This window comes from Lacinutrix neustonica (genome assembly GCF_026625145.1).
GTDB classification, from domain to species: Bacteria; Bacteroidota; Bacteroidia; order Flavobacteriales; family Flavobacteriaceae; genus Lacinutrix; species Lacinutrix neustonica.
This window is the reverse complement of record NZ_CP113088.1, coordinates 176,231-190,607: the sequence shown is the minus strand read 5'-3', so window position 1 is coordinate 190,607 and position 14,377 is coordinate 176,231. Positions and strand designations below refer to the sequence as shown.

Below are 14,377 nucleotides of genomic sequence, written 5' to 3'. Positions count from 1 at the left end.
CAAGCAACAAACCATATACAACACGTTAAGCGAAGACCATCAAGATTCCTAATCTCACAACTATTCCTTAACTTGATTCTCTAATAAAAGCACTTATTTTTAGTCCTCATTTTTCATAGGAAAAGATAAATTTACCAAAAATAACTTTTTTACAATAATGAATGAATTCGAAAAGAATGTTATTATCTATGCCAAAATGGGAGCGAAAATTTCTTTTACTATTGGAAGTATAATATTTTTATTATTCTTAATATTCAGTATACAAGCAATAGCTTATTTAGGCATACTATTTATCTTAATTTCAAGTGTTTACAATAGCTGCATCCTATTAGAGTTAATAGATATATGGCTTTGGAAAAAAAACAGAAATGCGGATCTTAGAAATACAATACTACTCGTTTTAGCTAACATACCTATTGCGCTCATATTTATGAAATTTTCAGCAACTTTATTTAATGAAAGATTTGGAATGTAACCGTGCATCTCAAAATTCCTATTCTCACAACTATTCCTTAACTTTGACTTTGCTAAGAAAAAGAATTACGAATTAAAGAAGAAGATTCCTGCTTTCGCAGGAACTAAAGATGATTAACATCCACACAAAAACATTACAAGATTTAGAATTCGCTACGGTTTTAGAACAGGTTAGCGAGTATTGCGTGACCCACTTAGGTAACCAAAAAGCGTTAGCTATAGCACCCTATCAAGACAAAGAAACACTACTCAAATCCTTACAATTAACCAATGAATATGTGTCCTCTTATTACAACGATAATCGCATACCTAATCATGGGTTTGATGCCATTACTAAAGAATTACAATTACTACGCATAGAAAACACCTATTTAGAAACCCACAGTTTAAAGAAAATTGTTTCCATTTCGCTTACTGCAAATGAAATTGTTACTTTTTTAAAGAAGTTTGAAGAATATTATCCAAACTTAAGACACTTCTCGCAACGTATAGAGGTCACTACGGCGCTTATAGAAAAAATTGACAGTGTGGTTGATCGTTTTGGAGATGTAAAAGATAATGCGTCTGCATTACTTCAAGAGATTCGGCAAAGCATGAATAAACTTAAGGGTAAAATTAATTCTAGTTTTACTTCAGCTTTAAACCAATATCACAATCCGGAATATTTAGATGACATTCGAGAATCTGTGGTCGATAACAAACGGGTTTTGGCAGTAAAAGCTATGTATAGACGTAAGGTTAAAGGTGCTATCATGGGTGGCAGTAAAACAGGAAGCATTGTTTATATCGAGCCGTAAACAACGTTACAGCATACACGAGAACTTAATAACTGGAGTACGAAGAAGGTGAAGAAGTCGTGCGTATATTAAAAGATGTCACGAATTATTTACGTGATTTTTTACCATTAATAGAACAATACCAGGCCTTTTTAATTGCTATAGATGTGATTGCTGCCAAAGCAAAATACGCCAAATCTATGGATGCGATTCTACCGGAAATTAGCGAAAATAGAGCGATTTTATTGCGTGATGCATATCACCCACTACTCTACTTAAATAATAAAGAGAAAAAGGAAAAGACCTTCCCGCAGACTATAGAATTACATCAAGAGAAACGTATTATCGTGATCTCTCGGTCCTAACGCTGGAGGTAAAAGTATTACCCTTAAAACCGTTGGTCTGTTACAGCTTATGTTGCAAAGTGGCATGCTTATACCCGTACACGAGCGCAGTAAGGTGACTGTTTTTGATCGTATTTTAACAGATATTGGAGACAACCAATCCATAGAAAACCATTTAAGCACCTACAGTTACCGCTTAAAACAGATGAATTACTTTTTAAAAAAGGTAAATAAAAACACCCTGTTTTTAATAGATGAGTTTGGTACAGGATCTGATCCCGAATTGGGTGGTGCTTTAGCTGAAACTTTTTTAGAAGAGTTTTATGCTCGTGACGCCTTTGGTATCATTACCACGCATTATGCTAATTTAAAAATGCTAGCAAATGAGAAACCAGTAAATGATTAATGCGAATATGATGTTCGATGAACGTACTTTAGAACCGATGTACAAATTGGCTTTAGGCCAAGCTGGTTCTTCTTTTACTTTTGAAGTGGCACAGAAAAATGGGATTCCGTATAGTTTAATTAATCGATCTAAAAAGAAAATTGAACGGACAAAAGTGCGGTTTGATGCCACCATTGCAAAGCTTCAAAAAGAGCGTGCCAAGCTGGAAAAAACCGGAGAATCTCTAAAAATAAACGAAAAGAAAAAACAATCTGAAGCCGATAAACTTGAGGAAATTAACGGAAAGATTCAAAAAAAACTGGAAAGTTATCAGGAATTATATGATAGTAATCAGCGTTTAATTTATCCGGGACAAAAGGTAAATGATATTTCAGAGAAATTTTTCAACGATAAGAAAAAGCGTGAGCTCATGGCAGAGTTGTTTCGCCTCGTACAAATAGAGAATTCAAAGCGTAAAAAAGTATCTGTAAAACAGGCTAAAGCTGAGAAAACGAAAGAGCAGAAAGTCAAACAAGAAGCAGAAAAAAAGGTAGAAGTTATTCGTGAAAAGAAAAAGGAAGCCAAGCTAAAAGCCATTCCTGTAGCAAAACCAAAACCTATTTTAAAGGTAGGAGATCGCGTGAGAATGCATGATGGTAAAGCGATTGGAAGTATTGACACGCTTGAAAAAGGCAAGGCCATTGTGAATTACGGGATGTTTACTACGAATGTAAATGCCGACTTATTAGAATTGGTTGAAGCGGTTAAGAAGTAAAATTCTATCATTTTTTAGAAGGCTATAATTCATAATAAAGTATAAATCCGGGAGGTTCTTGCCTGGGTAAAAATGACGAAATAACTCTGCTCGAACAGATGACCGAGACGGTACCAATATTAGTAACAAAATTTGTATTTTTATATGGTGATAAAAGGACTTCCAAAACATAAAAAATTAATCCTATTTGATGGTGTATGCAACCTCTGCAATGCATCGGTGCAGTACGTTATTGAACATGACCGCAAAAATCAATTTATGTTTGCGGCGCTACAAAGTGACGTGGGACAACAAATTATTACTCATTATAAAATCGATCCTTTAGAAACCGATTCCATTCTGCTTTATTCTAAAGAAAATGGTTTAAAAGTTAAATCTTCAGCGGCACTACATGTTGCTAAAGCTCTTGGTTTTCCTAGAAATCTAATGTCTGTCTTCTTCATAGTCCCTATATTTATTAGAAACTGGGTCTATGATTATGTTGCTAAAAATCGCTACAAGTGGTATGGCAAACAAGCTTCCTGTTGGGTACCTACGCCGTAATTAAAGTCTAAGTTTTTAGACTAATGGTTTTTTCTATTTGTAATATGGCCATATCAATACACCGTTTTCCATTAGGCTCGACATTAATAACAGACAATTCAGTACAACAAATCATAACAGTGGATTGGGCCTTGTAGACTTCTAATAGAGTTCTAAACGCTAACACATCTGCTTCCGTTTCTTCGCTATCATACACTTTTTTCCTCAGCGTATCAATACTTTTTTGATCTTTAGGTGTTGGTGTTTCAACTTTAATACCAGCCTTCTCAAAGCCTTTCACCAAATAATTGGCATTCATCGTATAATGAGACCCTATAAGTGTGATTGTCGATTGACCGTAATCCTGTAATTTTTCAATGGCCAAAGTTCGCGGATGAATGAGTGAACCTGTTACTTTCATTACTTCTAACGTCTCATGAAGTGTTATGTTTGGAACTACTAAATAGTCTATAGAAAACCGTTCCAAGCTGTTCATTACTGGTTTTAAATTGGTAATGAGCTCAGCTGTGTTATCAGGTAGATAAGGATTAATCGTGTTAAAATTGATATTGTATAACACACAGGGAAAGGTACTGTAGCCTTTCTTTATCTTCTGATAATAAGCATTTAGGGTGTGTAAATAAAATGTGGTGCTCCTACTCCCTAACCCTAAAAGACCAACAGTAATTTTACGGGTCATACAGCCGATTTATTAAAAATATAATTGGCAAAGTAATTTTTTGAATCGGTGAGTTTTTCTACGATTTCAAAATCTGAATCTCCTATCAAGGTATTAACAATAGCATCGTTGTATTTACGAGAAATTTCAACATTAATGGCTTCGCCTTTTTTAAAATGGAACACTTTATCCAAATGCCCTATCCTTACCGTTTGGTCTGCTTTGCTTACAATATAACTCCTAGCAATACCTGTATCTTCGGAATAACACGCTTTATGATCGAAAGTGTCAATATTAAAATTGGCCAGCAATTCTTTATTAATACGTGAAAGTAAATTAAGATTAAACGCTTTTGTAATGCCCGCGGCATCATTATAAGCTGGTAAAACGATAGTCTCAGACTTAATTAAATCTAATCCCATTAATAATTTATCATTTACCGCTAGTGCATCACTTAAGGCTTGCATAAATAACTCCGCTTGCGCATCTTCCATATTACCTATGTTAGACCCCGAAACAAAACCACTTTTGGGTTTTTGTTGGCTTTAATAGTTTCTAAAACCTCAAAATAGTCACCTTGCCTTGTAGCGATGTTTAAGGTTTTAAATGCGGTTTTTAAATGGTTCTCTAAAAGATTTAAAACATTACTTGAAATATCTATTGGAACATAGTTAAAATTATAGTCATGCTTTAGCAGGTAGCCTAATAACTCTTTGGTTTTTTTGCCATCTCCAGCACCTAACTCTACTAAATCAAACGCCCTATCTTTAGTCAAGGCTAAACTCTTAACTATGGTTTCGGTTTGTTGGCTTAAAATTTCAAATTCAGAATCGGTTAAATAATATTCCGGCATGTGCATTATCTTTATAAATAATGCATCACCAATGGCATCATAGAAATATTTTGAAGATAAGGTTTTAGGATAGGCACTGAGACCGTTATCCACATCTTTCATAAAGGTGTTGTTCATTTTTTTAAATCTATTTTACTAAGCGAATGCCGGAGAGTTGCCATTGCATATCTGGGCTAAAAAAGTTTCTATACGTTTGGCGGCTATGGTTTGGTGCGGTAGCTGTCGATGCGCCACGAAGCACCATTAAACTGATCATGAATTTGCCATTATACTCGCCCACTGCGCCTTTTGAAATTTTAAATTTTGGATAGGGTAAGTATGCAGAGTTGGTCCATTCCCATCGGGTGCCCCAGTTAAAGTGTTTTGAAGCTATTTCCCACTCAAATTCTGTAGGTAGTCGGTGTCCGCGACCAAAAAGCAAAGGCTTGTGCTTCATAAAATGAAACGTGACTCAATATGGCCTTTTCATCTAATGGCATAAGTCCGGAAATTGTATACTGAAACCAGTCACCATTTATTTTTTTCCAGTACAAGGGTTTTGTCATGGTATTGTTATTGATCCAAGACCAACCATCATCTAACCAGTATTTTGGATCGTGGTAAGCGGCAGCCTCTATAAATTTTAAATACTCACCATTTGTGACCAAAGCTTTAGAAATTTCAAATGATTCTAAAAACGTACGATGCACGCCAAATTCATTGTCAAAAGCAAAACCATCCCCTTGATGGCCTATGGTATAAACCCCTTCTGAAATAGATATCCAATCATCTCCTTGGGTGTTTTCAGCATCCCTATCTGAAATCAAATTCAAATCAGACAGTTTCGGATACGTCGGGTTGTGTGATAAAGAATATTTAAGATCGGTAATTAATAATTCTTGATGTTGTTGCTCATGGTTTATTCCTAAAATGAGGAGTGTTTCTAATTCCGGACTAGCAGGAGACTCTAATAATCGTTCCATGAACTTATCTACATGACTTCTATACTTCAAAATAACAGCACTGGCAGGTCTAGTAATTAAACCTCTTTCATGACGTGAGATACGCTCACCTAGACTATTGTAATAACTATTAAAGAGAAAGGCATAAGTATCATCATAGGTTTTATATGCTTTAAGAAATGGCTTTAATACCATTTCTTCAAAAAACCATGTGGTGTGTGCCAAGTGCCATTTAGGAGGGCTTACGAAAGGTGCTGCTTGCAATGAAAAGTCTTCTCGGTTCCAACAATTCGCAAAGCTTAACCGTTTGAATTCGGGTTTCAATGTACTTCTTAAATAGGTCGTTTTGGTTTTCCATTACTATTTTTAATTCCAATAAAAACCCAAATCCTGCTTTATTACAAAACTGGGATCAACCCATTAATGATGAAAGCATCTTAGAATTGACGTTCTAATTTAAGGATTATCAAAAACATTTGCATAGAAAGCCAACGGATTTAAGATTTATATAACATTCTTGTTTAATAAGAAGTATTAAGAATGTGATTGGATTAAAAAATAAAGGCCTTAAAATAAAAAAGTCTGAATAGCGACTTTCAGACTTTAACTAATACATGTGTAATGTAGGATTGATTTAATTAATATGCTATTAGCACATTTGTGGTTCTTGTTTTTTAAAAACAATTAGGCTTAGATAGTTTGATTTATTATAATTTTCAATGTCAATTTCTTCCATTGTTTTAATTCCTTTTACATTAATTACTAAAACAGGGGTACTATCCATCGTAATGGATTCAAATGCAATTATGGCATGTGTTTCTTTATTATGATCTTTAGCAGAAGCCATAGATACAGAAAGTAGTAGAAGTACTGTTAACAACAATTTCATAGGTTAGGGCATTTAATTAATAATAGCACAGCGAATATATGCTGGTTAAGTTATACTTCATTAAAAAAACCGATAAACGACCAAACTATTTGATTTACAACTTATTTCTGTAAATAACACCGACGAATGACATTCACGGTTGAGCACACTAATTTAAAAGTAGCATTCACTCACTGAAACCATCGCTTTACTCATTATGGCTTTTATATGCCGTAGGTTTCTGTTAGTTTTATATAGGTTGAGAGGGGTTAGAGTCTCAAAGCTCATAATAATTAGTTTAGCCTAAATCACAGTGACTTAGGAACGAATAAGCTCTTTTAAGGTTTATAGTCTACGCTTTAAAAGCTTCAGTTTTAGATACTGATTGGATGACTTATGGCTTTGAGACTCTTTTATGAATAAAGGGTGAAATAGTATATGCTTTAAAAAATTAACAGGCCTTTACTTGAAGCTATAAGCACACGACTTACATCATCTAGAAACAGATACCGTTTTATAACTCTTATTTCTTTAAAATTTTACGCAAATACATAAAAGTCGTTTCTTCCATCTCATCGGCTTCCCCATCGGCGTATAACATTAATTTAATATCTGTAAATAACTCGGCATAATCATTTTTAAAATAATCATGAGATTCAACCCCTTGAATTATTTTTTGAAGACATTGATAATCATTATCATTATCAAATTCTGCATGAACATCTGCAAAGATTTCTCTATTGACTTTAGACATGATGAAATCCTTTTCACCATTACTTTCTTGAAGATCTGAATTGGCTACATAAAGCAAAATGTAAGCCAGTAGTTCCTCTTTAGTCCATTCTTTAGGTGTTTCCATAATTAGGTTATTTTTAAGGTGCCATATTCTGACCATGAGCCATCGTAAACGCTGTTCTTGTACCCCGCAATCGTTGCTGCTAAACTTAATACAGAAGCTGTTATTCCGAGCCACAAGAAAACACCAAGTGTTGATTGTCTTTTACTACCTCTTTAAAAATTAATTTCAATGCTGCTTCAGTTTTTAACATTCCACCAGTAAAGGACCTGAGTATAGGGTAAATTTATTGAATTTGGTATCTTTCCACTTCGTAATCCGGCTCTTGGCTCTGCAACCACACCATTAAACCGTTCCATTGAGCGTGCATCGATGATTTTAAATTGTGGGTCCTTACCAATGGACTCTAAATCGTCAATATACACCACATGTTTTGCCTTATATTGGGCTTCAAAATTTCCAGTGGGTTTGTTATTTGCTTGTTTCGATTCTGTTTTATAGCCTTGATTAATCCATTCGGTAAACCACCATCTAAAATGGCGACATTATCGTGCCCAAATGTTTTAAATAGCCACCGAGACGCGCGCACTTGAATACAGGCCTAAATCGTCGTAAGCGATAATAAAACTGTCCTTATTAACACCCAATTTTCTTGCTTCCTCTTGAAATTGTTTTTCAGATGGAATGGTATTGGGAAACGGAGCTTCTGTATCACTAAATTTATTTTTAATATCGAAAAATTGTGTGTAAGGAATTTGCACGTCCCTTCCATCACTCTTGTCCGCCGTAACTTTAGGCATACTGGCATCGAAAACTAGAATGTTTTCTGCTTCTAAATGGTCGTGTAACCATTGAGCTGAAACCGAGTTACTGTTACACATGATTCTTGACATAGTACTGTGGTCTAAAAAAATACGATTACTTACCGACACATGCCTAGAATTCGATTCCCATATAGCCATTGGCCATTATGTAAAACGAATTAGAAAACGCTGCCTGCCCGGACAAGCCATTTGAATTTTCCTTAAGGAACATTTATAGTTATGGTTTGGATTCCTTTTTATAAATTTAAAAAGAATATTCTGTTTTCTGAAATTATTTTACTGCTTCATAATTATCATCCCATTCTTTTGGTTTTGGATCATGCAATTTATCTAATGATTTTGCCACCATCATAGATACGGTAGCATCACCAGTAACGTTAACTACTGTTCTACACATGTCTAATGGTCTATCTACGGCAAAAATCAAGGCCAATCCAATTGGAAGTAATTCGGCCGGAAAACCAATAGATTCTAATACAATAACCAGCATAACCATCCCCGCACTTGGCACTGCAGCACTTCCTATGGATGCTAATAAGGCCGTGGCTATAATTACCAATTGATTCGTAAAAGTTAACCCTTCCGGCCAAATCACTTGCATGATAAATACGGCTGCAATACCTTGATACAAACTCGTTCCATCCATATTCACGGTTGCTCCTACAGGTAAAACAAAACCAGGAGACTTCCTTGTCAACACCTAAATGCTCTTCTACACGTTCCATGGTAACTGGTAAAGTAGCGGCACTCGAACTTGTTGAAAACGCTAATAATTGTGCTGGACTTATTTCCTTTAAAAACCAAAGTGGTGATTTTTTGGTATATACTTTTATTAATATAAGATAAAAACCAATCATTAAGGCTAAACCTGCTACTACACAGAACGCATAGTTTAATAACTTTAATAGAATTTCGGTGTCATCGAAAGCAATTATAACATTAGCCATTAATGCAAATACGGCATAAGGAGCAAAAAGCATAATGAGATCTACCATCTTCATGACCACCTCATTGAGTGAATCGAAAAAATCGATTAATGGTTTTGCTTTCTTCTCCGGGATTAACAACAAACAAATACCAACAAATAAAGCAAAGAATATAACCTGAAGCATGCTAGCATCACCTAACGATTGAAAAATATTACTAGGGAAAATATCGACCAAAGCCTGCAAAGGTCCAGCGTCTTTTTGTTCAGAAGCTTTCATTAGCTTATCGCTAACTCCTGCATCATTCTCATATTTTAATTTTATTTTTTCTATAGTATCCTGTGGCATTCCCGCTCCAGGCTTAACTACATTAACAATTGAAAGCCCTATAATAATAGCTATCAAAGTTGTTCCCACATATATCAGGATGGTGCGTAGCCCCATTTTTTTTATTTTGGAAATGTCTTTTAAATCGGAGATCCCTTTAATTAAAGAGGCTAAAATTAATGGTACAGCTATGAGTTTTAGAAGGTTGATAAAGATCGTTCCGAAGGGAGCAATCCAGTCGGTAACAAAACCTTTTCCGCCACTTACAGAATTCATTAAGAACCCGAAAAGGATACCTAAGACCATGCCTATAATAATTTTCCAATGTAGTGCTAGTTTTTTCATGTAGTCTCTTTTGTCTTTTCCACGAAGGTGGAAATCTTATTGTTTGTTAATTATTTTTTTTATATAAACCTATTATTCAAAGTTTTACACTTAGTCTCTTTCTCTTTTGTCAGTTTCCAGCATGGCATATTCGTAATTATCCGACCAACCTGATTTTAAAGGTAGTACCTGCCTACCGCGACCCTCCCTAATCATGCCTGCTTTTTCCATAACTTTAAACGACCCGACGTTATCTACGGCACATCCAGCTTCTATTCTATGTAATTTAAGGGTATCGAATCCGAAATTGATCACTGCTTTTAGGGCTTCTGTTGCATAGCCTTGACTCCAATAATCAGGATGGATTTTATACCAAACTTCAGCTCTGTTATATTTTTTATTTCCAACTTTTAGACCAAATAATCCAATAAACTCCTCGTTCACGTGGGTTTTAATTTTAAAAGTGAAATTTTTTATTTCATTTACTCGGTGCGCTTCAATCCACGGTTCAATGATTGATTTGGTTTCTTTAATATTTTGCGGAATCCCTAATGCATTATATTTATCCGTTTCAGGAAAAACATGTAAATTATGGATTGCCTCTAAATCATATACCTCAATCAATCTTAATGATGTTCTTGTAGTTAATATTTTAATTTTGGTCATGTATTATTAAATAAGCATTTAAATCACAACATAAACAGTTCTAAATCAGTCCATTCACTTAGAAATCTACTCGTACTCTAATGCTTAATATAGTTTATTCAGTAACCAAAAATCGGCAATCACTAAGGCTGCCATGGCTTCAACGATAGGCACAGCTCTTGGTAATACGCAAGGATCATGACGACCTTTTCCTTGCATTTCAACGGTTTTTCCCGCTTTGTCTATGGTTTCGTATTTTTGAATCAATGTCGCTACTGGTTTAAAGGCGACTCGGAAGTAAATGTCCATGCCATTACTTATACCGCCTTGTATCCCTCCGAGAAAAGTTCGTTTTTGTAGTTCCATCAGAATTAAAAGCATCGTTATGTTCACTTCCTTTCATTTTTGCTCCACAAAATCCGCTACCATATTCAAATCCTTTAACCGCATTTATTGACAACATGGCTTTACCCAAATCAGCATGCAATTTATCAAAAACAGGTTCACCTAAACCAACAGGTACGTTTTGAATAACACAGGTAATTGTTCCGCCTATAGTATCACCTGCTTTTCGAATGTCTTTAACCTTTGCAATCATCTTTTCTGCAGTCGCTGTATCTCGGACAACGAATATCATTTGATTCTATTTTTGAAAAATCTAAGTCCTGATAGGGTTTGTCAATAAAAATATCACCTACCGAAGAGGTAAAGGCATTTATTTTTATGCCTTTTAAAACTTGCTTTGCTATTGCACCTGCCACGACCCGACTTGCTGTTTCACGAGCCGAACTTCGGCCGCCGCCTCGATAGTCACGATGTCCATATTTTTTATCGTAAACATAATCGGCGTGACTTGGTCGATACGAATCCTTTATATGCGAATAATCCTGTGATTTCTGATTGGCATTTTCAATAATAAAACCAATAGGCGTTCCTGTCGTTTTACCTTCAAAAATACCAGATAAAAATTTAACTTCGTCTCGGTTCTTTTCGTTGTGTAACAATGGCAGACTGCCCAGGCTTACGCCTGTTCATTTCTTGTTGAATGGCCTCAAAATCAAGTGAAATATTGGGTGGGCATCCATCAATCACACCACCAATGGCAACACCATGAGATTCTCCAAATGTTGTGAGATTAAAAAATTTTCCAAATGAATTTCCAGCCATATACCTGTATTTAGTATGCTAATGTAAACGTTATTGCAGAAAAAGAAAAATTGTACTTCCATTTTCTAATTTTAAGTTTAAAATCTTTAATTTAACGTCTTTAAATTCAAAATGATGACATACAACATAAAAATTATATTCCTTTGTATTTCAACGGCTTTAATGCTATCTTGTTCAAACGAAGGCGTGGATGTCGGTAATAACACCTCTAGTGAATCTAGCGTTGAAGGTAATTATTTTCCCAGCACTGTAAACGATTTCCGGAATTATGAGGTATCAAATACTACGACTTTAAATATGGAAACCACTATAAGTAGTGATAGTTTGTATGTGGTGTCTCAAAATGGAACTACTTTTATGCTGGAGGTGAATGAAGGTATGCCCGCCAATGGTATACTGTGTGGCATCTTGTCTTCCGGAACTTTGACACGATCAAATAGTAGTTTAGCATTAAATGGCAGCTTTTCATTACCCGAAGAAATCGCCTCTCTTTTCAACTTTGAAATTGCATTAAATAATCTCGTTCTCTTTGATGCCTCCGCCGAAAATAATACCGTGTTATCAACAACTACCAATACCATTTCTCAAGATTTTAATGGGTTACCGGTTACAATTACCTATTTATTATCGACCACAGCGCGGGGTAACTTTGACAACCTCATGCTTAATGACGCGATATATAATACGGTGACTGCATCTCAATTAGCACTTAACCTTTCTGTATCAACTACTATTTCCGTTGGAGGTTTTCCTATAACCATTACTCTTTTAGAGCCTCAGGACATACTCATATCTACCAATTATTTTGCTGACACCATTGGGTTGGTTCAGGCTTCCTCAGAAATAAAGTATCAAATAAGTGCCACCGCCATTGCCGCATTAGAGGCTGCAGGTCAAACCTTGACCATTCCTGCTTCAGGATCTTCAACAAACATTCAGAATTTAACTACATTTTCGGTGACTGAATAATACGCTGTTAACATTGTAATCATTCTAATAATAGTTAGTTAACTTAAACCTATTACTTTAATAATTTTAGCTTCACCTTTAGTTAATACCACATCATTTAATTTGTATAGAATTAAATACATCCTTTTTTGAACCTAAAACGAAAAGTAGAAGTAGCAGTAATCTCAGATGTTCATCTTGGAACCTACGGCTGTCATGCTAAGCAATTGCTTACTTATTTGAATAGTATTAATCCTAAGACGCTCATTCTTAATGGCGATATTATAGATATCTCGCAGTTTAGTAAACGTTACTTTCCAAAATCGCATTTACAGGTCATCAAGAAAATAATGGATTTTGCTGCAGATGGTGTAGACGTTATATATATTACTGGAAATCACGACGAAATGCTGCGGAAATTTAGCGGTACCAAAATTGGTAATATTTCTATTGTCGATAAAAAGATTATGCATTTAGATGGTAAAAGAGCCTGGTTTTTCCATGGGGATGTTTTTGATGCTTCTATTCAAAATGCAAAATGGTTAGCCAAATTAGGGGGTTATGGCTACGACCTACTAATTCTTTTCAATCGCCTTATAAACTGGATCTTAGTTAAGATGGGAAAAGAACGGTATTCACTTTCTAAAAAAATAAAGAACAGTGTCAAAAGAGCCATAAAATACATTAGTGATTTTGAGGAGGTTGCAACAGACTTGGCTATTGAAAAGGGATATGATTATGTGGTTTGTGGTCACATCCATCAACCAAAAATGATTGTAAAAAAGAACAAAAAAGGCGAAACGATCTATTTAAACTCTGGTGACTGGGTAGAAAATTTTACCGCATTGGAATACCAATTTAAGCGTTGGAAAATATACAATTACAATACCGATAAACGTTCCGCTTTTTTTGCAGATGAAGATATTAAAACGATGGACATCCAGGATTTAATTTCGGCAATCACTATTTTTAATCCTAAAGCGGTTAAACGGCAATAATCTTTAGTATTTAGTCACTAAAACCCCAACAATAGCGTATATTTATATCAAACACACTACTATTTGATAGTCTTTAAAATCATCTTACTATTTACCAGTTTTGCATTTGCCTATTATGGGTACAATTGCTTGCGAACCAATCTCATGATTAGTGAATTCAAACGTTTTGGGCTTACAAAAAAACAAAGACAACTTACTGGTATGCTACAAATTATTGGCGCTACAGGATTAGTACTAGGCTTATTTCATTCATGGATTGGTCTTTTTGCTTCGGGAGGACTAGCCGTATTAATGGTTTTAGGTTTTGGTGTAAGACTAAAAATAAAAGACAGCTTTTTACAGGCCATACCCTCATTCGTATTTATACTTATTAATGGATATTTATTTTATGTTTTTTTACGACTTATTTAAATCCGAGATGATAACAAGAGATAAGACTAGAAAGATAAACGCAGGCATAGTTTTTTTTAGGGAATCTCCTATTTTTAAATGCATCCCTATAGCACCTAGCATTAAAATAGCAATACCTCCTGCAGCAAAGTCTTCAATACTCCTATAAAATATTGAAATTAATAATACTAGAGATAGTAAAACCTTTAAAGTACCTACAACTTTCAATACCCATTCAGGTAAACCATAGGCTGTAAATTCTTCTTTCATAGTTTCTGCACTTCCTCCTCGATAAGGCGATGATTGTTTATAGCGCAATAACCATACATTAAGAATACTAAGTGCTATGATTATTTTAATTAAAATATTTAAATAGAGCATCATCTGTTTTTTTACTAAAGATAAAAAAAAACAA

General features: G+C 34.9%; 13 protein-coding genes and 4 pseudogenes. 5 read left to right on the top strand and 12 right to left on the bottom strand.

Going from position 1 to position 14,377, the window contains the following annotated elements; all coding sequences use genetic code 11:
- The first annotated feature begins 584 nt into the window (after positions 1 to 584).
- A pseudogene (locus N7U66_RS01010) lies at positions 585 to 2,754 on the top strand (endonuclease MutS2).
- A gap of 144 nt (positions 2,755 to 2,898) precedes the next feature.
- Complete coding sequence (locus tag N7U66_RS01005; protein ID WP_313791364.1) at positions 2,899 to 3,297, top strand: thiol-disulfide oxidoreductase DCC family protein; 399 nt, start codon at positions 2,899 to 2,901, stop codon at positions 3,295 to 3,297.
- Between the two features lie 7 nt (positions 3,298 to 3,304).
- Here N7U66_RS01005 and N7U66_RS01000 read toward each other — a convergent pair whose 3' ends face one another.
- The 11 genes and pseudogenes from N7U66_RS01000 to aroC all read right to left on the bottom strand — a co-directional run bounded on the left by N7U66_RS01000 (position 3,305) and on the right by aroC (position 11,626).
- Positions 3,305 to 3,976: an aspartate/glutamate racemase family protein gene (locus N7U66_RS01000; RefSeq protein ID WP_267676950.1), complete on the bottom strand. Its 672-nt coding sequence runs from the start codon at positions 3,974 to 3,976 to the stop codon at positions 3,305 to 3,307.
- Positions 3,973 to 4,910, bottom strand: a pseudogene (locus N7U66_RS00995) (L-histidine N(alpha)-methyltransferase). The gene N7U66_RS01000 and the pseudogene N7U66_RS00995 overlap by 4 nt, the downstream one beginning before the upstream one ends.
- 25 nt (positions 4,911 to 4,935) lie before the next feature.
- Entirely contained in the window at positions 4,936 to 5,244 is a 309-nt protein-coding gene (locus tag N7U66_RS21180) for an SUMF1/EgtB/PvdO family nonheme iron enzyme (protein WP_313791363.1), read from the bottom strand.
- Positions 5,189 to 6,073, bottom strand: a complete 885-nt coding sequence (locus N7U66_RS00990) for an SUMF1/EgtB/PvdO family nonheme iron enzyme (protein ID WP_313791362.1) — start codon at positions 6,071 to 6,073, stop codon at positions 5,189 to 5,191. The genes N7U66_RS21180 and N7U66_RS00990 overlap by 56 nt, the downstream gene beginning before the upstream one ends.
- A gap of 325 nt (positions 6,074 to 6,398) precedes the next feature.
- Positions 6,399 to 6,638, bottom strand: a complete 240-nt coding sequence (locus N7U66_RS00985; protein ID WP_267676949.1) for a hypothetical protein — start codon at positions 6,636 to 6,638, stop codon at positions 6,399 to 6,401.
- A 502-nt stretch (positions 6,639 to 7,140) separates the two neighbouring features.
- Positions 7,141 to 7,476 (bottom strand): hypothetical protein, encoded by a 336-nt coding sequence (locus N7U66_RS00980; protein WP_267676948.1) that lies wholly within the window; start codon positions 7,474 to 7,476, stop codon positions 7,141 to 7,143.
- A 176-nt stretch (positions 7,477 to 7,652) separates the two neighbouring features.
- Positions 7,653 to 7,841, bottom strand: coding sequence for a rhodanese-like domain-containing protein (locus N7U66_RS00975; RefSeq protein WP_267676947.1), 189 nt, complete (start codon positions 7,839 to 7,841; stop codon positions 7,653 to 7,655).
- 135 nt (positions 7,842 to 7,976) lie between these two features.
- The gene (locus N7U66_RS00970) at positions 7,977 to 8,306 is read right to left on the bottom strand and encodes a rhodanese-like domain-containing protein (RefSeq protein ID WP_267676946.1); all 330 of its coding nucleotides are present in this window, start codon (positions 8,304 to 8,306) and stop codon (positions 7,977 to 7,979) included.
- 202 nt (positions 8,307 to 8,508) lie between these two features.
- Positions 8,509 to 9,835: pseudogene (locus N7U66_RS00965) on the bottom strand (dicarboxylate/amino acid:cation symporter).
- A gap of 90 nt (positions 9,836 to 9,925) precedes the next feature.
- Positions 9,926 to 10,480, bottom strand: a complete 555-nt coding sequence (locus N7U66_RS00960) for a GNAT family N-acetyltransferase (RefSeq protein ID WP_267676945.1) — start codon at positions 10,478 to 10,480, stop codon at positions 9,926 to 9,928.
- A gap of 84 nt (positions 10,481 to 10,564) precedes the next feature.
- Positions 10,565 to 11,626 (bottom strand): annotated as a pseudogene (gene aroC, locus N7U66_RS00955) (chorismate synthase).
- A 111-nt stretch (positions 11,627 to 11,737) separates the two neighbouring features.
- Here aroC and N7U66_RS00950 point away from each other — a divergent pair.
- From N7U66_RS00950 to N7U66_RS00940, 3 genes are all read left to right on the top strand, one after another.
- Entirely contained in the window at positions 11,738 to 12,595 is an 858-nt protein-coding gene (locus N7U66_RS00950; protein ID WP_267676944.1) for a hypothetical protein, read from the top strand.
- Between the two features lie 128 nt (positions 12,596 to 12,723).
- On the top strand, positions 12,724 to 13,572 hold the full coding sequence (locus tag N7U66_RS00945; protein WP_267676942.1) for a UDP-2,3-diacylglucosamine diphosphatase: 849 nt from the start codon (positions 12,724 to 12,726) through the stop codon (positions 13,570 to 13,572).
- Between the two features lie 63 nt (positions 13,573 to 13,635).
- A complete protein-coding gene (locus tag N7U66_RS00940; RefSeq protein WP_267676941.1) occupies positions 13,636 to 13,983 on the top strand; it encodes a DoxX family protein in 348 nt (115 codons plus the stop codon).
- Here N7U66_RS00940 and N7U66_RS00935 read toward each other — a convergent pair.
- Entirely contained in the window at positions 13,969 to 14,346 is a 378-nt protein-coding gene (locus N7U66_RS00935; RefSeq protein WP_313791361.1) for a DoxX family protein, read from the bottom strand. The genes N7U66_RS00940 and N7U66_RS00935 overlap by 15 nt on opposite strands.
- Positions 14,347 to 14,377: the final 31 nt, after the last annotated feature.

Coding starts and splice junctions, on each gene's coding strand:
- N7U66_RS01005 (WP_313791364.1), top strand. CDS start 2,899: ATGGTGATAAAAGGACTTCCAAAACATAAAAAATTAATCCTATTTGAT.
- N7U66_RS01000 (WP_267676950.1), bottom strand. CDS start 3,976: ATGACCCGTAAAATTACTGTTGGTCTTTTAGGGTTAGGGAGTAGGAGC.
- N7U66_RS21180 (WP_313791363.1), bottom strand. CDS start 5,244: ATGAAGCACAAGCCTTTGCTTTTTGGTCGCGGACACCGACTACCTACA.
- N7U66_RS00985 (WP_267676949.1), bottom strand. CDS start 6,638: ATGAAATTGTTGTTAACAGTACTTCTACTACTTTCTGTATCTATGGCT.
- N7U66_RS00980 (WP_267676948.1), bottom strand. CDS start 7,476: ATGGAAACACCTAAAGAATGGACTAAAGAGGAACTACTGGCTTACATT.
- N7U66_RS00970 (WP_267676946.1), bottom strand. CDS start 8,306: ATGTCAAGAATCATGTGTAACAGTAACTCGGTTTCAGCTCAATGGTTA.
- N7U66_RS00960 (WP_267676945.1), bottom strand. CDS start 10,480: ATGACCAAAATTAAAATATTAACTACAAGAACATCATTAAGATTGATT.
- N7U66_RS00950 (WP_267676944.1), top strand. CDS start 11,738: ATGATGACATACAACATAAAAATTATATTCCTTTGTATTTCAACGGCT.
- N7U66_RS00935 (WP_313791361.1), bottom strand. CDS start 14,346: ATGATGCTCTATTTAAATATTTTAATTAAAATAATCATAGCACTTAGT.